This window comes from Frigoribacterium sp. VKM Ac-2859, assembly GCF_013204925.1.
Lineage (GTDB): Bacteria > Actinomycetota > Actinomycetes > Actinomycetales > Microbacteriaceae > Frigoribacterium.
Map to the genome: position 1 here is coordinate 684,668 of NZ_JABMLC010000002.1, position 17,539 is coordinate 702,206.

Genomic DNA, 17,539 nt, shown 5'->3' on the forward strand with positions numbered 1-17,539 from the left:
ACGAGGCCTCGACCCCGACGCCCGCCGGAGTCCCGGCCGCGACGTCAGCGCTCACGCGTAGAGCGGGAACGCGTCGGTCAGCGCCTTGACGCGGGCCGCGAGGGCCTCGACGTCGGGCGAGGGCATCAGCGTGAGCGCGATGATGTCGGCGACCTCGGCGAATTCGTCATCCGAGAAGCCGCGGGTGGCGAGGGCCGACGTGCCGATGCGCACGCCCGAGGTGACCATCGGCGGGCGGGGGTCCCACGGCACCGAGTTGCGGTTCACCGTGATGCCGACGTCGTGCAGCAGGTTCTCGGCCTGCTTGCCGTCGACCTCGCTGGCGCGCAGGTCGACGAGCACCAGGTGCACGTCGGTGCCACCGGTCAGCACGTCGACCCCGGCGGCCTTGGCGTCGTCGGCCGTGAGGCGGGCCGCGAGGGCCTGGGCGCCGCGGATGGTGCGCTCCTGACGGTCCTTGAACTCGGGCTCGGCGGCGAGCTTGAACGCCGTCGCCTTGGCCGCGATGACGTGCATCAGGGGGCCGCCCTGCTGGCCCGGGAACACGGCCGAGTTGAGCTTCTTGAACAGGGGCTCGTGGTTCGAGAGGATCACGCCCGAGCGGGGACCCGCGAGGGTCTTGTGCACCGTCGACGAGACCACGTGCGCGTGCGGCAGGGGCGACGGGTGCAGGCCCGCGGCCACGAGGCCGGCGAAGTGCGCCATGTCGACCCAGAGGTAGGCGCCCACCTCGTCGGCGATGGCACGGAAGGCCGCGAAGTCGAGCTGACGGGGGTAGGCCGACCAGCCGGCGATGATGACCTTGGGCTGGTGCTCGATCGCCTGGCGACGGACGACGTCCATGTCGATCAGGTAGGTCTCGGGGTCGACCTCGTAGGCCACGGCCTTGTACATCTTGCCCGAGAAGTTGAGCTTCATGCCGTGGGTCAGGTGGCCGCCGTGCGACAGCTCGAGACCGAGGATCGTGTCGCCGATGTCGGCGATCGCGGCGAGCACGGCGGCGTTCGCCTGGGCACCCGAGTGCGGCTGGACGTTGGCGAACTCGGCGCCGAACAGCGACTTGGCGCGCTCGATGGCGAGGTTCTCGGCTACGTCGACGAACTCGCAACCGCCGTAGTAGCGACGACCCGGGTAGCCCTCGGCGTACTTGTTCGTCAGCACCGAACCCTGCGACTCGAGCACGGCACGCGGCACGAAGTTCTCGGAGGCGATCATCTCGAGGTAGTCGCGCTGGCGCCCCAGCTCTTGCTCGAGGACGGCGGCGATCTCGGGGTCGACGACCGAGAGCGGCTGGTTGAAGGTCGACGGCTGGCGATCGGTCGACTCGGCGGACGAGGCGGCGGTCTGGGCGCTGGTCTGGTCGGAGATGGTCACGGAGGACTCCTTGGCACACGGGACGGACGGAGGTCGGATGTCGTGGCCCAGGCGTACGGCCACGCACGTGTGTCAGTCGCTCCCCGATGGTGACCATCTGAACGCCAGTCGCGACCCGCACAGCATAACAAGACGACCCCTGACGGGGAACCCGCTCGGCGACCGTGTGACACCCTGGACGGGTGAGCCCCACCCTCGACGACACCCGCACGGGAACGGAGGCCGACCAGCGCCTCCTGACCTCGCCCGACACCCCCTGGGTGACGCTCGTCTGGGATGACCCGGTCAACCTGATGACCTACGTCACGCACGTCTTCGAGACCTACTTCGGCTTCGGCCGGGCCGAGGCGAAGCGCCTGATGATGCGGGTACACACCGAGGGTCGTGCGGTCGTCGCCACGGGCAACCGCGAAGCGATGGAGCGGCACGTCGAGGCGATGCACGACTACGGCCTGTGGGCGACCCTCTCGAAGGAGGACGAGGCGTGACGCTGGTGCCGTTCGTCCGCCCCCGGGGCGGCGACGAGATCCGCGTGCGGCTCGACGCCGACGAGCGGGGCCTGCTCACCGACCTGGTGGGTCAACTGCTGTCGCTGCTCGAGAACGGTGACGAGGGCGATCCGGCCCTGGCGCGCCTCCTGCCGGCGGCGTACCGCGACGACGCCGAGGCGGCCGCCGAGTTCCGGCGGTTCACGGCCGACGACCTGACCCGGCGCAAGGTCGAGAACGGCCGGGCGGTGCTGGCGACGCTCGGCGAACCGGGGTCGACGCTCGACCGTGCCGCCCAGCAGTCGTGGCTGCGCACCCTCAACGACCTGCGCCTGACCCTCGGCGAGCGCCTGGGGGTCACGGGCGACGGCCTCCCCGAGGGCGGTGACCGACAGCTGCAGGCGATGGGCCACGTCTTCGACTGGCTGGGCTACCTGCAGGAGGCGCTGCTGCGGTCCCTGCCCAAGGGCTGACCCAGCGCCCCGAACCCGGCGCCACGCGCCCGGCGCCCGAACCCGGCGCCACGCGCCCGGCGCCCCGCAGGGCGAGGGCCGCGACCCGGCGATCAGCAGACCCGTGGGACGAGGTCTAGCGGTTCTCCTTCGGGAACACGACCCAGAGCACGAGGTACACGAGCACCTGGGGCCCCGGGAGGATGATCGACAGCACGAAGATCAGGCGCACCAGGAAGGCGCTGATGCCGAAGCGGTTCGCGAGGGCGGCGCAGACTCCGGCGATGATCTTGCCGCGGCGGGGACGAGTGAGGGAGGCCATGCCCCGAGCATGCCAGCCCCGCCTGGAGGGCGCCAGGGCCGCCTCGCGGGCCGGCGCCCGGTACGCGAGAATGGCCGGATGAGCGCTTCACTCGTGGCCAAGGGCCTGGCCGGCGGCCACGGGCACCGCACCCTCTTCGACGACCTCGACCTGACCGTCGCCCCGGGTGACGTCGTGGGGGTGGTGGGCGTGAACGGGGCCGGCAAGTCGACGTTGCTGCGCCTCCTGGCGGGGGTCGACGAGCCGCAGGCCGGCACGATCACCCTCAACCCCGGCGACGCCTTCGTCGGCTGGCTGCCGCAGGAGCACGAGCGCGTGCCCGGAGAGACCGTCGCCGACTACATCGGCCGCCGCACGGGCAGCACGCAGGCCACCGCCGAGATGGACGCCGCCGCCGCCGCCCTCGGCGACCCCGACCCGGCGCCCCGAGCCGACGGCCTCGAACCCGCCGACGTCTACTCGACCGCCCTCGACCGGTGGCTCGCCAGCGGCGCCGCCGACCTCGACGACCGCCTGCCGCAGGTGCTCGCCGACCTCGGCCTCGACCGTGACGGCGACGGAGCCGTCGGCCCCGACAGCCCGATGACCGGCCTCAGCGGAGGCCAGGCCGCCCGCGTCGGCCTCGCCGCCCTGCTGCTCAGCCGCTTCGACGTCGCGCTGCTCGACGAGCCCACGAACGACCTCGACCTCGACGGCCTCGAACGACTCGAGCGTTTCGTGCAGGGGCAGCGGGGCGGCATCGTCCTCGTCAGCCACGACCGCGAGTTCCTCGCCCGATGCGTGACGAAGGTGCTCGAGCTCGACCTCGCGCAGTCGTCGAACCGCGTCTTCGGCGGCGGCTACGACGCCTACCTCGATGAGCGCGAGACGGCCCGCCGTCACGCCCGCGAGGCCTACGACGAGTTCGCCGAGAAGAAGGCCGACCTCGTCGGCCGCGCCCGCACGCAGCGCGAGTGGTCGAGCCAGGGCGTCCGCAACGCGATGAAGAAGGCCCCCGACAACGACAAGATCCGTCGGAAGGCCTCGGCCGAGTCGAGCGAGAAGCAGGCCCAGAAGGTCCGCCAGATGGAGAGCCGCATCGCCCGCCTCGACGAGGTCGACGAGCCCCGCAAAGAGTGGCAGCTCGAGTTCACGATCGGCGCCGCACCCCGGTCGAGCTCGGTCGTCTCGACCCTCAGCGGTGCGGTGTTCCGCCAGGGCGACCCCGCGACGGGCGAGTTCGTGCTCGGTCCGGTGTCGCTGCAGGTGGACGGCGGCGACCGCATCGGCATCACCGGCCCGAACGGCGCCGGCAAGTCGACCCTGCTGCGCGGCCTGCTCGGCCGCCAGGCCCCCAGCGAAGGAGGCGCGAGTCGCGGAGCCAGCATCGCCGTCGGCGAGATCGACCAGGCCAGGGCACTCCTGGCCGGCGACGTGCCGTTGGCCGACGCGTTCGAGGCGCTCGTGCCGGACTGGCCCCAGGCCGAGGTGCGGACGCTGCTCGCCAAGTTCGGGCTCAAGGCCGACCACGTCTCGCGTCCGGTCGACGAGCTCTCGCCCGGCGAGCGCACCCGTGCCGGCCTCGCCCTGCTGCAGGCCCGAGGCGTCAACGTGCTCGTGCTCGACGAGCCCACGAACCACCTCGACCTCGCCGCCATCGAGCAGCTCGAGCAGGCCCTCGAGTCGTACGACGGCACGCTGCTGCTCGTCACGCACGACCGGCGCATGCTCGAGACGGTCCGGCTCGATCGCCACTGGAGGGTCGAGGGCGGCACCGTCACCGAGTCGTGAGGGCGCCGACGCCGTCGCCGGTGAACGACCCCCGCGCCCCTCGACTACCGTCGTCGTCATGACCCGAACCACCCGACTGGTCGCGGTCGCCGCTGCCCTCGCCCTGCTCACGGGCTGCACGGCGGGCCCGACCGCCCCGAGCGAGCCCACGGGCGGCGCCTCCACGGACGGGACCTCCTCTCCCCAGCCGACCCGCGCCTCCTCGGAGCTCGCCGACTGGGCGACCGCCCTCGACGCCCGCGACGACTACTCCGCCCGCTGGGTCGCCGTCGGCGACTCGATCTCCGAGGGCATGGGCGCCTCGACCGTGGACTCCCGGTGGATCGACCTGACCCTCGACGGCCTGCGCGAGCGCTACCCGACCGACGACGTTCCGGGCGGGGTCGGCTACCGGCCGGCCGCGTTCGCCGTCGCTCCCCCGGCGTCGACCTGGGCCCGCTGGGCCTCGAGCAGCGAGGGGTCGGTGTCGGCGTCGTCCCGCACCGCCGACCTCGGCTACCGCGCGGTCACCCTCGGTGCCGGCGCGACCACCACGTACCCGTTCACGGGCACCGACCTCGACCTCTGGTGGTCGAGCGGACGCGGCACCTTCGACTACACCGTCGACGACGGCGAGGCGATCGAGGTCGACACCCGCGACTCCATGGCCACCAGCGGGATCACGTCGGTGACCGGGCTCGACGCGGGCGCACACACCGTGACGATCCACGCGCAGACGCCGGTCGACCTCGAGGGTCTGACCGCCTTCGACGGCGATCGCGACCGCGGCATCACGCTCTTCGACTCGTCCCGCTCCGGCGCCACGGCCCGCACCTTCACGGCCGACCTGCCCGGGTTCCTCGACTCGATCGCCGCGACCAAGCCCGACCTGGTCACGATCACGCTCGGCGCCAACGACGCGTTCAGCCGTACGCCGGACCAGTTCGAGGACGACTACCGCACCCTGATCGACGGCCTGCAGAGCCTCGACGACCCGCCGTCGGTCCTGCTGATGGGCGAGTTCGTGCCGGGCACGAACCTCACCGAGGGGCTGGCCGGCGATGCCGCCGAGTACGACGCCGTCGTGCAGCGCCTCGCGGCCGAGACCGGCAGCGCCTACGTCGACCTCGCCGACGCCCTGCCAGCCGACGGGGTCGCCTCGCTGCTCTCGGCCGACGGAGTGCACCCGAACGACGCCGGCCAACGCGTCATCGCCGACTTCGTGCTCGAGAAGCTCAGCGTCGACTGAGCGACCCGTCGAGTGGTCCCGAATCGTGGTTCGGCCCGCACGCGAGGACGTTTCGGGACCACTCGACCGACGTGTCGAGCGGGACGAGGAGGCGCGGGCGCGTCACGACGACGACTCCCGCCCCGGCGCAGCTCAGTCGAACAGGCCGTAGGCGGCGTCGAGCGTCTCGTCGGTGCTGAGCGGGGCGGCGTCGCCCGCACCGGTCGCCGTGACGGCGATCAGGCCGTGCGGCGAGAGGACCGTGCTGGCCGAGGCCGTGATGCCCTGCTGCGTCACCGACTGTGAGAAGGCCTGGCCGCCGAACGCCTGGACGCGCGAGTCGTCGACGGTCTCGACGCCCTCGGTGCCCTCGATCTGCGAGGTCTGGGCGCTGATGTCGTCGGCGCTGAACTCCTGGCGCTGGGCGAGGACGACGATCGCCGTCACGTCGGCGGCGTCGGTCGCCTCGGTGGTCGGGGTGGCCCACTGGCAGTTCGCCTGGTCACCCGAGAACGTGCTGTCGCCGCGCAACTCCAGGCCGTCCACGACGCCGCCGAGTGCCGAGCCGACGTCGTCGCAGCTGGCGAGGTCGTCGAAGGTGCCCTCCGTCGAGCCGGCCGAGGACCCACCGGAACCGGCCTCGTCACCGCCACCCGCGCCTCCTGAGGTGCAGCCGGCGAGCAGCAGGCCGAGGGCGAGCACGCCCGTGGTGGTGGCCGTCACGGCCGTTCTGCTCATGGTCGTGGTCATCGGGGGCTCCCTCGTGATCTGCCTCGGGCTCGCTGTGCCCGGTGCTCCCGTCACCCTAACGAGGGCCACCTCCGAGGACGCACCGTCGCCGCGTCGTCGAACCACCCCGGAGGCTGGTTCGACGACGCGACGGTGGTGCGACCTCCGGCGGCGTCAGTCGCCGCGGCTCACCAGGTCGTGCGGGTGCGCTCCTGCTCGACGACGGCCTCGCGGTCGGCGAGCCCGCGGAGCCCGGCGAACTGCTGCCCCATGCGCGGATTGCCCGAGAGCACCGGCACGACGCGGTCGAGGAACGCCCAGTAGCCGGCGGTCACCGGGCAGGCGTCCTCGCCGAGCCGCTTCTTCGGGTCGAACCGGCACGAGCCGCAGTGGTCGGTCATGCGGTTGACGTAGGCACCACCCGACGCGTACGGCTTCGTCGCGACGATTCCGCCGTCGGCGTGCTGCGACATGCCCACGACGTTGGCCGGCATCACCCAGGGCGTGCCGTCGACGTACATGTCGACGAACCACTGGTTGAGTGCCGCCGGGTCGACCCCGCGCTGCAGGGCCCAGTTGCCGAGGATCATCAGCCGCTGGATGTGGTGGTTCCAGCCGTGCCGCCGCAGGCCGTCGAGCGTCTCGCTGAGGCACTCGGCCTCGACGGCCTCGACGTCGAGCCCGGCGAACACCTCGGGCAGGGGCTGCGTCGCCCCGAGGGCGTTGCTCGTCGTCGCGAAGTCCTCCCCGAGGTGCCAGTAGAGGTGCCAGACCCAGTCGCGCCAGCCGACGATCTGCCGGGTGAACCCCTCGACGCTGCGCAGGGGGGCGTCTCCGGCCTGGTACGACGCGACGGCGGCCTCGACGACCTCGAGCGGGTCGAGCAACCCGAGGTTCATGGGGGCGCTGAGCAGGGAGTGCGCCATCGTCCAGTCGCCCGACAGCGTGGCGTCCTCGAACGGGCCGAAGTCGGGCAACCGCACCTCGACGAAGTCCGCCAGCGCGGCCGTCGCCTCGGCCCGGGTCGCCGCGAACCGTCGGGGCGCGTCGTCGCCGACGAGCCGGACGACCCCGTCACGCTCCCAGCGCTCGAGGTCGGCCCGCACCTCGGCGTCGATCTCGTCCTCCTCGGGCCACTCCTGCGGCGGCAGCCCGAGAGTGGCTGCCCCCTTCGGCGGCTTCTCGCGGTTGTCGTGGTCGTAGTTCCACTGGCCTCCGACGGGCTGCGGTCCCTCCATCAGCAGTCCGGTGCGCTGGCGCACCGCCCGGTACCAGTCCTCCATCAGGAGGCGCGGTGCCGGTCGACCGCCGGACGCGCCGGTCGGTCGACCCGCGCCTCCTCGACGGGCGTCGTCGGCGTCCGCCGTCCCGCCTGCGGACCGGCCCGGACCGCGTCCGCCCTGGCGACCCGCGGCCCACTCGGCGAACTCGGCCTCGCTCGAGACGAAGCCACGGCTCGGCAGCACCTCGGCTCCCACCGACCGCACGAGACGGCGCGCCCGGTACGAGGTGGGGTCGACCACCTGCAGGTCGTCCCGCCCCTCGAGGGCCTCGGAGTAGTGCTCGACCTGCCGGAAGTCGACACGGTCGCCGAGCTCGGCCGCCCGGTGCCGGATCGCCGACAGGATCAGCTGCAGCTTGGCGCGGTGCAGGGTGCGGCCCCGCCACGACGACCGGCTCTCGACCAGCAGCATGGGGTCGCCGTCGTCGAAGTGCGGGCCGAGCTGGTCGAGGAAGATCCACCGGGTGCGCTGCATGCCCCGACAGTAGACGTGGGCACTCAGCGGGTTGCCAGCATGTTCACCGTGACGAACGGGGCGGGCGCGGCGTCTCATTGACGTGCAGCCCGGGCCGCCCCGGTTCGCCCGGACACGCCCGCTCGCACGACGACCACCGCACGACCATCCGCACGACTCCCCAGCCGAAAGAGGACCCGAGATGTCGAACACCGCCGCTCCCACCCCCGCCACCCTGACCAGCAGCTCGCGCGTCGACGGCGCCGCGCGCGTGGACGGTGCCTCGACCGTGTCGTCCGACGCCGCGGGCACCACGCGGATCGCCGACGGCGTCGTCGCCAAGGTCGCGGGCATCGCCGCCCGTCAGGTGCCCGGCGTCCACTCGATCGGTGGCGGCGCGTCGCGTGCCGTGGGCGCGCTGCGCACTGCCGTCGGCCAGCAGGACCACGGCCAGGGCGTCAAGGTCGAGGTCGGCGAGACCCAGGCCGCCGCGGACCTCAGCATCGTCGTCGACTACCCGCTGTCGGTGCAGCAGGTGGCGGACGACGTCCGCCAGGCCGTCGCCGACGCCATCACCCAGCTCGTCGGGCTCGAGGTCGTCGAGATCAACATCGAGGTCAGCGACATCTTCATCGCCGGACAGGACGACGACTCGGACGGCACGAACGACTCGCAGCGGGTTCAGTAGACAGCGAGTTCACTGGTACCCGCGGCGGTCGTCCCGACACGATCGTCCCCGCAGCACCGCGGGCCGCACCCCACCGAGTCGACCGGCTCGACCGCACGACCCGTGCACCATCGCCCCAGGAGGCACCCCATGGCATCACTGCTCCGACGCTTCGCCCCGCTCATCGTGGGCTTCGTCATCAAGAAGATCATGAACAAGCGCGGCGGCGGCAACGGCCAGGCCGGCGGCTACCAGCAGCCCGGTCGCCGTCGCTGACCCACCGGCACCACCCGCACCGCCTCGGACGCAGGAGGCGCGACTCACGCGAGTCGCGCCTCCTGCGTCTTTCGTCGTCCCGGCAGCGCCGCTCAGGCGGCGGGGCGGGCCGACCGACGGGCGAGCAGGCGGTCGCTCGCCAGCACGGCGACGAGCACCACCGCGGCGACCACGATGTAGAGGACGGGCAGCGAGTCGAGCCCGGACCCGTCGAGCACGAGGGCACCGATCAGTGCTCCACCGCCGATGCCGGCGTTGAAGCCGGTCGTGTAGAAGGCGCTCGCGAGGTCGCGCATCCGCTCGGGGGCGACCTGCAGCATCCGGGTCTGGAACAGCGGCGGCAGCGCTCCGAACGTGACGCCCCACAGCACGAAGGCCACCAGTGACGGCACGAGCATGCCCTCGAACACGAGCATGCCGGTCACGGCCAGTCCGACCACGGCCACGCCGATCGGGATGCTCACGCGCGGTCGCGCCCCGAGGAACCACCCGACCATGCCGAGCCCCACGGCCCCGGCGATGCCGAACGCGAAGAGCCACGCGGCCAGACCCTGCTCGGGCACCCCGGTCGAGCGCACGAGGTAGGGCGTGATGTAGGTGAAGAACGAGTAGTGGCCGATCATGAAGACCGCCGTGATCACGCAGCTCAGGACGACGCCGAGCACGCTCGGCCTCGGCAGCGAGCGACGGCGACGGACGGCCCCCGCAGGAGGCGCGGTGCCGCCGACCAGCGTCGGGACCGCGTCGGTCACCGGCTCCGGCACCGACTCGTGCGCCGTGCCCCGACCGACCGGCGGCAGGAACTTGTAGACGAAGACCGCACCGAGCGCCATGAGCCCGGCGAGGATGCCGAACGCCTCACGCCAGCCGAGGGCCTGGCCGAGCGCGGTGCCGAGCGGGACGCCCAGCACGAAAGCGAGGGTGCCCCCGCTCATCGCGACGGCGAGCGCGCGGCCGACCTGGGCCCGGGGCACGAGGTGACCGGCGTAGGCGCCGCCGATGGCCCAGAACATGCCGTGGGCGAGACCGCCGAGCACGCGGCTGGCGAGCACGAGCTCGTAGGTCGGTGCGATCGCGGTGAGCCCGGCGCTGATCGCGAGGACGACGATCAGGCCGACCACGATCAGGTGGCGGGGCAGGCGACGGGTGAGGTGGGTGAGGCCGGTGCTGGTGAGCACGACCGTGAAGGCGAAGACGCTGACGAGCAGGCCGATGCTCGACTCGGTGACGCCGAGGTCGGCGCTCATCTCGGGCAGCAGGCCGGTCGGCAGCATCTCGCCCGAGATCGAGAGGAACGTGGCGACGGCGATGGCGATCAGGCCGGCCCACGGGAAGCGGGCGGACGGGGTGGACGAAGGCGCGGTGGGGCGCGGGGGTGCGAGTGTCATGGAACCTGGGGTGGTCGGCGGGCGCCGTTCTCTCGACCCGATGGTGGCCACGGGCCGGCCGATCGTGACGATCTGCCGGCGGCACGGCCTTCGCGGCAGGTGCCGTTCGTGACCGTGGGTGACTCGGGGAGGATGGTGATCCCGACTGCGCGCTGTCGTGCACGCCCGGGGCCGGGAGTACCGCCCGACCGAGGTCGAGCCTACCCGCTCGTGCCCGGCCTGGCCAGGGGCCCGGTGTGCGGCGGCGCACCGCGTTTCGTGCACCGCACCTCGACGAGTCGCGGTGCAGTGCACGAAACGCGGTGCGGTGGGGTCAGGAGGCGCGGTGCGGGTCGGGCTCGCGCTCGCGCTCGCGGTCCAGGAAGCGGGCACTCGGCGGCTGGGTCTCGCGAGCCAGCATGAACACGACGACGATCTGCAGGAACGGGACCAACGCCCCGAGCCAGAACCAGCCCCACCCCCAGGCCCGGGCGGCGTGCAGGCGACGGATGGTGAGCGTCGTCATCGGCACGAAGGTCATCAGGCACCAGAGACCCCAGACGAGGGCGACCCAGGTCGTGCCGCCCCAGGCCGGACCCGCGGGGCCGAACGGGCCGAGCGAGAACTGTCCGATCTGGAGGGACGCTCCCTGGCCCAGGCTGGTGCCCGGGCCCGCACCGGCCGGGCGGCCGAGGACGACGACCTGCCAGGGCGCGAAGAGCGACGAGCCGTAAGCGCCGATCGACCACGAGGCCACGCTCGCACCGCGCACCAGCGACCCGACGCCGACGTTGAGCACGAGGGCGAGGACGGTCTGGAAGAACCAGATCCACCAGAACTCGGCCCGGCCCGCGCGGGCGTGCACCACGTAGGCGTTGCCGACGAACCGCCGGAGAGCCTGCATCGGGGTCGCGCCGGGCAGGGGCTGACGGTCGACCTCGAACCACGAACCCCTCGTCGTGCCTGCCGCCGTGCCCTCGCTCATCGAGACGACGATACGGGGACCGTGCCCGCGCCTCCATCCCCCACGCGAGCGAGATGTCCCCTCCCGCAGCGTCGCACCGCGCTCGTGCAGGGCACCTCGACTCGTCGGGTCGTGCTGCACGAAAGGCGGTGCCACGAGGTCAGGAGGCGCGGATGCGGTCCGCGGCGGAGGGACCGACGGCTGCCTCCCCGGGAACGCACACCGCGCCTCCCGCGTTGACTGTCAGCATGAGCGCCGCGACCCCCGACCCGAAGACCTGCCGATCGTGCGGGCGCACCATCGAGTGGCGCAAGAAGTGGGCGTCGAACTGGGACGAGGTCGCGTACTGCAGCGACGCGTGCCGCAAGCGCAAGGTGACGGCGCAGGACCGCGAGCTCGAGCAGCGCATCCGCGACCTCCTGGCGGCCCGGGCGGCCACCTCGACGATCTGCCCCTCGGACGTCGCGCGGTCGCTGCACCCCGACGACGAGGACGCCTGGCGCGGATTGATGGAGCCCGTCCGTCGCGCGGCCCGACGCCTGGTCGCCGCGGGCGAGGTCGACATCACGCAGGGCGGGTCCGTGGTCGACCCGTCCACGGCGAAGGGCCCGATCCGCATCCGTCGGCACCGGTCCTGAGCCGGGCGTCGACACGACGCGTGGGGCGAGCGGGCTGCCAGGGACGCTGCGGACGATCGGGGCGACCGATCGGGATCAGACGGGTTGCAAGGCCGACCAGGGCTCGACGGGCAGGTCGACTCCGACCGCGTCGCCGGGTCGCACCTCTCCCCCGGCGAGCACGACGCCCATGACGCCCGCCTTGCGGACGAGCTCGCCGGCCTCGTCGCGTCCGACGACCGCCTTCAGCAGGCCCGACTCGAATCGGTCGATCTGCAGGCACGGATTGCGGAGTCCGGTGATCTCGACCCGCGCCTCCTGACCGAGGGTGAGCACGGTGCCGACGGGCAGACCGAGCAGGTCGACCCCGTGGGTGGTGACGTTCTCGCCGAGGTCGCCGGGCCCGACGCCGTAGCCGTGGGCGGCCAGCTCGGCGAAGAGCTCGGCGTGCATCAGGTGCACCTGCCGCAGGTTGGGCTGACTCGGGTCGCGCGCCACGCGGGAGCGGTGCTGCACCGTGCGCCCGAGGTGCGCGTCACCCTCGACGCCGAGCCCGGCGAGCAGGGTGACCCGCGCCACGGGCGGCTTGCTGAAGCGGTGGACGTCGTCGACGTTGACCGAGAGGACGGAGGCGCGCGTCATGCCGTCAGTCTGCCCGCGTCGGCCGCCGGGGTCGAGGGTGGGGCGGGGTGGGGGTGCGGGCGGGGCGGCGGGGCCGCGGTCGGCCTGGGTGGGTCGGCCCGAGTGGGTCGCACCGCCGACTGAACGTCGCACCGTCGACATGGGCGGTGCGATGTTCAGTCGGCGGTGCGACAGCGGTGGCCCGGGCGGCGGTGCGACAGCGGCCTGCCGGGCGATGGTGCCGGCCAGAGCACGGGTCAGCGGCGGACGTCGTGGAGGTGGTGCACGGGGTCGTGCACGAAGTAGCGCGCGAGCGAGTCGACCGTGAAGGCCGAGCCGTCGCTGCGGAGGCCGGTGCGACCGAGCCGGTCGTCGGGCACCGCCTCGAACGCGTCGGCGACGACGGCCGCGGCGGCCACGAGTTCGTCGGCCACCACCGCAGGTTGCTGGGACGCGTAGTCGTCGTCGAGCGCGGTGGCGTCCTGGTCCCAGTTCGCGAAGGTCGGCGCGTCCTCGGCGAGCATCAGCCGGAGGCGCGTGTCGAAGACCCGGAACACGTCGCGCACGTGCGCCCCGAACTCGAGCGGCGACCACGTGGCGTCGTCGGGCCGGGTGCGGGCGTCGGGCCGGGCGAGCTCGGCGGGCCAGGCGGCGGCGTTCTCGCGGACGAGGCGCGGCACGTCGCGGAACGTGACCTCGGCGGGGTCGAAGCCGCAGTCGTCGCAGGGGCGTTCGAGCACCCAGGTCCAGTTCTTCGTGTCGGGCGTGATCGGCATGGGACCGACGCTAGGACGCGCGACCCGGCACCCGCCATCGAGATCCTGCCGACGTCGGTGCCCCCGGCGCCAACCGGGACCACGCGAGGAACCCGGTTTCGAACCGTGCACCCGGTTGCTACCGGGTGCACGGTTCGAAACCGGGTTCATGGCGGGGTGGGAGCGGCGGGACGGGAGCGGCTGGGCGGGACGGGGCGCGGCGGGACAGGGGCTCGGGCGACCGGCGCCGCCGGCCGACATCCGCCTCCGGGATGACGTCGGCCCCGCGACCCGCCGCTACCGTCGACCCATGACGAACACTCAGCACGAGGGCCGGCTCGCGGGGGCGGCGGCGAGCCTGCGACGGCGGGTCGACCGCCGCGAGGTGGCGTGGGTCGTCGGCACCACCGCGGCCCTGTTCGTCGCCGGCGCGGCGCTCGTCGGCCTGACGGCCTCGGCCGGGCGGGTGGTCGCGTCGCTGCTCGAGTTGCCGGGCGCGCTCGCGCAGACCGCGCTCGTGCCGTTCGTGGTGTGGGCCGTCCTCGTCGTCCTCGTCGCGTGGCGGTGGTCCGAGGCGCCGGCGTCACGCCGGGCCTGGCTCTACGTCGCCGCGGCGGCTGTGGCCCGGGCCGGCGTCGAGCTCACCGTCGGGTCGGGCATCACGTCGGGCCTCCGGGCGGGGTTCTCCCTCTACACACTGCCCACCGTCGTCTTCGTCAGCCTGCCGTTCGTCGCGACCGTCGGCCTGGCGTCGTTCGTCGTCCTCGCCGCGCGGTCGGGTCGGGGCGGCCGCGATGCCTCGGCGCACGACGGAGCACGTCCGTCCGAGCACGCACCCGTCGACGCCCCCGCGGCCCGAGCGCCCCGCCCGCCCCGTCACCTCGTGCACCGCGTCGCCGTGATCGTCGAGGCGCTCGCCCTCGCGGCGGGCGTCCTGCTCACGCTCTCGCTGGCCGGGCAGTGGTTCTCGGCCGAGTTCAGCCTCTTCGGCACCCCCGTGACCGTCAGCCAGGAGGCCGCGGACAGCTGGCTCCGGACCCTCGTCGCCTGCCTCGCGTGCCTCGTCGTGACGCTGTTCGCCGCGATCACCGCCGGGCATCGAGGTGTCGTCGTGGCGGCCGTCGTCGTCGCCGGGCTGGTCGTGATCGGTGCCGTCGGCGCACCCGTCCCCGGGGACCGGTGGGAGTCCCCCACCCCCCGTCAGGAACCCCTGCCCGCGAACTACACCCCGTGCTTCAGCGGCAGCGGGAAATGCAACTGACCCTCGGGGACGCCGAAGGTCAGGCGGGCGCGTCGACGTCGGCGCCGTCCCAGAGGTCGGAGCAGTCGACCGGCTCGGCGGCGTGCGCCCTGAGGTAGGGGCCCGCCCCGCGATCCCCGGTGAGGGACGCCGCGAGGGCCGACCAGTGGGACCGACCGACCACGACGGGGTGACCCGGGCGTCCGTGGAAGACGGACTGCCGCAGCGCAGCCGGGCCCAGGGGCACGTCGGCGGCCGAGGACGACAGCAGCCGCGCGACCGCGGACGGCGGCAGCCCCGGGTAGTCCACCAGCGTGATCAGGGCCAGCCGCGCCTCCTCGGGGTCGGAGGCGGCGAGCGCCGCCAACCCGACGCGCAGTGACGTCGCGAGGCCGTCGGCCCAGTCGTCCGCGACGACGACCGCCACCCTCGCCCGACCGTCGACCGGCGGGAGGCGCGGGTCGGCGTGCGGCGCGTCCGTCGCCCCGCCCGGCACCGGTGTCTCGACCGTCAGGAGGCGCGGGTCGGCGGCCAGCAGCGCTCGCGCCTCGGTCGCGCCCGCCCCGAGCACGACGACGACGCGGTCACAGCCCCCGTCGAGCAGCGTCGTCACGGCGCGGGTCAGCCACGGCCCGCGCTCGTCGACCACGAGCGCCTTGGGACGGCCCATGCGCGTCCCGGCGCCGGCCGCGAGCAGCAGGCCGACGGACGTCGAGGAGTCGTCACCGGGCATGGTGTCAGGCTATCCAGCCCCGGAGAGCACCTCGCCCCGGCCGGCGACGTCCGACGTCGCGGTAGGTCGCGGGGCCGAGGCCGTGACACCATCGAGACCTGGCACCACCAGAGACCACCCGCTCGCCCGTCGCACCCGAGGAGCCCCGTGTTCGAGATCGCCGACCGCCTGCTGGCGCGACTCGACGCCGGCGAGCGCCTCGCCGTCGCGACGGCCGTGTCGGTCGTGGGCAGCGCACCCCGGACCGTCGGCACGTCGATGGTCGTCACCGTCGACGGCACCGTGATCGGCAGCATCTCGGGCGGCTGCGTCGAGGGCGCGGTCTACGAGATCTGCACGCAGGTGCTCGACGACGGCACGCCGCAGCTCGAGACGTTCGGGTTCAGCGACGAGACGGCGTTCGAGGTCGGGCTCAGCTGCGGCGGGCGCATCGAGGTGTTCGCCCGGCTCGTCACCCCTGACGACGCCGAGACGATCGCCGCCCTCCGCGATGCCGCCGCCGGGCGTGAGGCGTCGGCGCATGTCGTGCTCGGCCCGGTCCGCACCGGCGAGGTCGTGCCGACCGTCGACGACTGCGAGGGTCTGCGGGTCTTCAGCGAGCGCTCGGTGCCGCCGCCGCGCCTCCTCGTCTTCGGGGCGGTCGAGTTCGCCGTCGCCCTCTGCAACGCCGGGGCGGTACTGGGCTACCGCGTGACGGTGTGCGACCCGCGCCCGGTCTTCATGACCCGCGAGCGTTTCCCGTCGGCCGACGAGGTCGTCGTCGAGTGGCCGCCGAACTACCTGGCCCGGACCGACGTCGACGAGCGCACCGTGATCGCGGTGCTGTCGCACGACGAGCGGTTCGACGCCGACCTGGTCGAGGCGGCGCTGGCGTCCCCGGCGGCGTACGTCGGGGCCATGGGGTCACGGGTCACGCACGACCGACGCGTCTCCGCCCTGGCCGATCGCGGAGTCGGGCCGGCGGCGCTCGCACGTCTGCACTCCCCCATCGGGCTCGACCTCGGGGCGAGCACGCCCGAGGAGACGGCCGTGTCGATCCTGGCCGAGGTGCTCGCCGTGCGGTCGGGCGCCTCGCGGGCTCCGCTGCGCGACCGTGACGGCAGCATCCACCTGATCAGCTGAGGCGCGAGACCCCTGGGTTCCGCCGGGGCGCCCGCGCGCGCAGGTGGGTCTCGGCGAGCCCCTGGTGCGTCGGCGTCAGCGGGCCCCGCCCGGGCGGACCTTGGCGGTGTCGGCGACGTCGATGCGGGTGACGCCGTCGCCGCGGTCCTCGGTCGTGATGCGCGGGGCGGCGTCCGACTCGTCCGACTTCGGGGCACGGGTCAGCTGGTCGTGCCGCTTCTCGTCGTCGGTCATGCCGGTCGGGTCGTGGTCGACCTCGTGCCCCGGGCTGGTGTCGCGGCCGGCGTCGTCGGGACCGGGGGCCTGCGTGTCGTCGCTCATGCGGTCGACCGTACCCGCGCCTCCTCGTCCGCGGAGCGCGTCAGCCGCGACGCAGTCGCTCGACGGCCGATGACAGCACCGGCAGGTCGTGGTCGACGGTGTGCGCCACGACGGCATGCGAGGTGTCGAAGTACCGGTGGGCGTCGATGGCGCCCAGAGCCGCCGCGATGTCGTCCAACCGCGCCCGATCGTGACGACTCACAGGGCGACCCCGTCCCGCGAGACCGCTTCGGCGACCTCGGGGGTCAGGCCGTCGCGGGGCACGACGTCGACCACGACCCCGGCGATGTCGCTCGCCCGACGCGCAGCCGCCGCCAGCCCGAACAACCCGAGACCGTCGGGCAGGTCGACGACGACGTCGAGGTCGCTGTCGACGCGGTCGTCACCTCGGCTGACGCTGCCGAAGACCTGGGGGTGACCGAACCCTTCGCGCGCGAAGAACGACCGCAGTTCGGCACGGCGAGGATGCACGATGCGCCCCACCGGCCCGCCGAACGGAGACGCCGTCGCGGTCGCGGTCGCGGTCGCGGTCGCACGAGATCGTGACGGCGTGAGCGTGAGCGTCAGGTCGAGGCCCGTCGCCTCGAAGAGCCGCTCGAGGACGGGCAGGGACGGGATCTTCGAGCCGCCCTCGTAGCGCGAGACGGCGCTCTGCGGCAGCCCTGCCCTCCGCCCCACCTCGCCCTGGGTGAGTCGTGCGGTGACCCTCGCCTCCCGCAGACGCGAGGCGACGTCCGTGGTGATCATGACCGTACTATATACGATCGGGCATGCGCCG

The 17,539-nt window shown here is 73.4% G+C and carries 21 protein-coding genes and 1 riboswitch; of the genes, 9 read left to right on the plus strand and 12 right to left on the minus strand.

Annotation, left to right across the window (positions count from 1 at the left end):
* Positions 1–51 precede the first annotated feature (51 nt).
* Positions 52–1,368 carry a serine hydroxymethyltransferase gene (gene glyA / locus HQQ78_RS11085; protein ID WP_082460133.1) on the minus strand — a complete coding sequence of 439 codons (1,317 nt, stop codon included), beginning with the start codon at positions 1,366–1,368 and terminating at the stop codon, positions 52–54.
* Positions 1,369–1,412: 44 nt separating this feature from the next.
* A riboswitch (ZMP/ZTP riboswitch) is annotated at positions 1,413–1,496 on the minus strand.
* 60 nt (positions 1,497–1,556) lie between these two features.
* Between glyA and clpS the strand changes: the two genes are divergently transcribed.
* Entirely contained in the window at positions 1,557–1,862 is a 306-nt protein-coding gene (clpS, locus tag HQQ78_RS11090; RefSeq protein WP_056043262.1) for an ATP-dependent Clp protease adapter ClpS, read from the plus strand.
* Positions 1,859–2,335 carry a DUF2017 domain-containing protein gene (locus HQQ78_RS11095; protein ID WP_342211755.1) on the plus strand — a complete coding sequence of 159 codons (477 nt, stop codon included), beginning with the start codon at positions 1,859–1,861 and terminating at the stop codon, positions 2,333–2,335. Before clpS ends, HQQ78_RS11095 begins: the two co-directional genes overlap by 4 nt.
* A gap of 115 nt (positions 2,336–2,450) precedes the next feature.
* On the opposite strand, the gene HQQ78_RS11100 is transcribed toward HQQ78_RS11095, so the two are convergent.
* The gene (locus HQQ78_RS11100) at positions 2,451–2,636 is read right to left on the minus strand and encodes a PspC domain-containing protein (protein ID WP_054147120.1); all 186 of its coding nucleotides are present in this window, start codon (positions 2,634–2,636) and stop codon (positions 2,451–2,453) included.
* Between the two features lie 78 nt (positions 2,637–2,714).
* Between HQQ78_RS11100 and HQQ78_RS11105 the strand changes: the two genes are divergently transcribed.
* Positions 2,715–4,406: an ABC-F family ATP-binding cassette domain-containing protein gene (locus HQQ78_RS11105; protein ID WP_056043269.1), complete on the plus strand. Its 1,692-nt coding sequence runs from the start codon at positions 2,715–2,717 to the stop codon at positions 4,404–4,406.
* A 58-nt stretch (positions 4,407–4,464) separates the two neighbouring features.
* The gene (locus HQQ78_RS11110) at positions 4,465–5,634 is read left to right on the plus strand and encodes an SGNH/GDSL hydrolase family protein (RefSeq protein ID WP_173153221.1); all 1,170 of its coding nucleotides are present in this window, start codon (positions 4,465–4,467) and stop codon (positions 5,632–5,634) included.
* Positions 5,635–5,766: 132 nt separating this feature from the next.
* Here HQQ78_RS11110 and HQQ78_RS11115 read toward each other — a convergent pair whose 3' ends face one another.
* Together HQQ78_RS11115 and HQQ78_RS11120 are read right to left on the minus strand one after the other, a co-directional pair.
* Positions 5,767–6,351 (minus strand): hypothetical protein, encoded by a 585-nt coding sequence (locus tag HQQ78_RS11115; protein WP_173153224.1) that lies wholly within the window; start codon positions 6,349–6,351, stop codon positions 5,767–5,769.
* Positions 6,352–6,530: 179 nt separating this feature from the next.
* Positions 6,531–8,099, minus strand: a complete 1,569-nt coding sequence (locus HQQ78_RS11120; RefSeq protein ID WP_173153227.1) for a cryptochrome/photolyase family protein — start codon at positions 8,097–8,099, stop codon at positions 6,531–6,533.
* Between the two features lie 181 nt (positions 8,100–8,280).
* Between HQQ78_RS11120 and HQQ78_RS11125 the strand changes: the two genes are divergently transcribed.
* Positions 8,281–8,766 carry an Asp23/Gls24 family envelope stress response protein gene (locus tag HQQ78_RS11125; RefSeq protein ID WP_123571216.1) on the plus strand — a complete coding sequence of 162 codons (486 nt, stop codon included), beginning with the start codon at positions 8,281–8,283 and terminating at the stop codon, positions 8,764–8,766.
* A gap of 129 nt (positions 8,767–8,895) precedes the next feature.
* Positions 8,896–9,021 carry a hypothetical protein gene (locus tag HQQ78_RS16185; protein WP_255349713.1) on the plus strand — a complete coding sequence of 42 codons (126 nt, stop codon included), beginning with the start codon at positions 8,896–8,898 and terminating at the stop codon, positions 9,019–9,021.
* A gap of 92 nt (positions 9,022–9,113) precedes the next feature.
* Here the strand turns inward: HQQ78_RS16185 and HQQ78_RS11130 are convergent, their stop codons facing one another.
* Together HQQ78_RS11130 and HQQ78_RS11135 are read right to left on the minus strand one after the other, a co-directional pair.
* Positions 9,114–10,409, minus strand: coding sequence for an MFS transporter (locus tag HQQ78_RS11130; RefSeq protein WP_173153230.1), 1,296 nt, complete (start codon positions 10,407–10,409; stop codon positions 9,114–9,116).
* Between the two features lie 313 nt (positions 10,410–10,722).
* Positions 10,723–11,373, minus strand: a complete 651-nt coding sequence (locus HQQ78_RS11135) for a DUF805 domain-containing protein (RefSeq protein ID WP_173153233.1) — start codon at positions 11,371–11,373, stop codon at positions 10,723–10,725.
* 227 nt (positions 11,374–11,600) lie between these two features.
* On the opposite strand from HQQ78_RS11135, the gene HQQ78_RS11140 reads away from it, so the two are divergent.
* On the plus strand, positions 11,601–11,990 hold the full coding sequence (locus HQQ78_RS11140; RefSeq protein WP_054147090.1) for a DUF2256 and DUF3253 domain-containing protein: 390 nt from the start codon (positions 11,601–11,603) through the stop codon (positions 11,988–11,990).
* A 75-nt stretch (positions 11,991–12,065) separates the two neighbouring features.
* Here HQQ78_RS11140 and HQQ78_RS11145 read toward each other — a convergent pair whose 3' ends face one another.
* Entirely contained in the window at positions 12,066–12,611 is a 546-nt protein-coding gene (locus HQQ78_RS11145) for an MOSC domain-containing protein (RefSeq protein WP_173153236.1), read from the minus strand.
* Between the two features lie 236 nt (positions 12,612–12,847).
* On the minus strand, positions 12,848–13,366 hold the full coding sequence (locus HQQ78_RS11150; protein ID WP_173153239.1) for a DinB family protein: 519 nt from the start codon (positions 13,364–13,366) through the stop codon (positions 12,848–12,850).
* Between the two features lie 289 nt (positions 13,367–13,655).
* Between HQQ78_RS11150 and HQQ78_RS11155 the strand changes: the two genes are divergently transcribed.
* On the plus strand, positions 13,656–14,606 hold the full coding sequence (locus HQQ78_RS11155) for a hypothetical protein (RefSeq protein WP_173153242.1): 951 nt from the start codon (positions 13,656–13,658) through the stop codon (positions 14,604–14,606).
* Positions 14,607–14,625: 19 nt separating this feature from the next.
* Here HQQ78_RS11155 and HQQ78_RS11160 read toward each other — a convergent pair whose 3' ends face one another.
* A complete protein-coding gene (locus HQQ78_RS11160; protein WP_173153245.1) occupies positions 14,626–15,318 on the minus strand; it encodes an NTP transferase domain-containing protein in 693 nt (230 codons plus the stop codon).
* Between the two features lie 147 nt (positions 15,319–15,465).
* On the opposite strand from HQQ78_RS11160, the gene HQQ78_RS11165 reads away from it, so the two are divergent.
* Positions 15,466–16,440 (plus strand): XdhC family protein, encoded by a 975-nt coding sequence (locus HQQ78_RS11165; RefSeq protein ID WP_173153248.1) that lies wholly within the window; start codon positions 15,466–15,468, stop codon positions 16,438–16,440.
* A 75-nt stretch (positions 16,441–16,515) separates the two neighbouring features.
* Here HQQ78_RS11165 and HQQ78_RS11170 read toward each other — a convergent pair whose 3' ends face one another.
* Genes HQQ78_RS11170 through HQQ78_RS11180 form a run of 3 tightly spaced genes read right to left on the minus strand, consistent with a single transcriptional unit; the run spans position 16,516 to position 17,508 of the window.
* Complete coding sequence (locus tag HQQ78_RS11170; protein ID WP_173152275.1) at positions 16,516–16,761, minus strand: hypothetical protein; 246 nt, start codon at positions 16,759–16,761, stop codon at positions 16,516–16,518.
* A 40-nt stretch (positions 16,762–16,801) separates the two neighbouring features.
* Complete coding sequence (locus HQQ78_RS11175) at positions 16,802–16,939, minus strand: hypothetical protein (RefSeq protein ID WP_173153262.1); 138 nt, start codon at positions 16,937–16,939, stop codon at positions 16,802–16,804.
* Positions 16,940–16,959: 20 nt separating this feature from the next.
* Positions 16,960–17,508, minus strand: coding sequence for a helix-turn-helix transcriptional regulator (locus HQQ78_RS11180; RefSeq protein WP_173153264.1), 549 nt, complete (start codon positions 17,506–17,508; stop codon positions 16,960–16,962).
* Between the last annotated feature and the right edge of the window lie 31 nt (positions 17,509–17,539).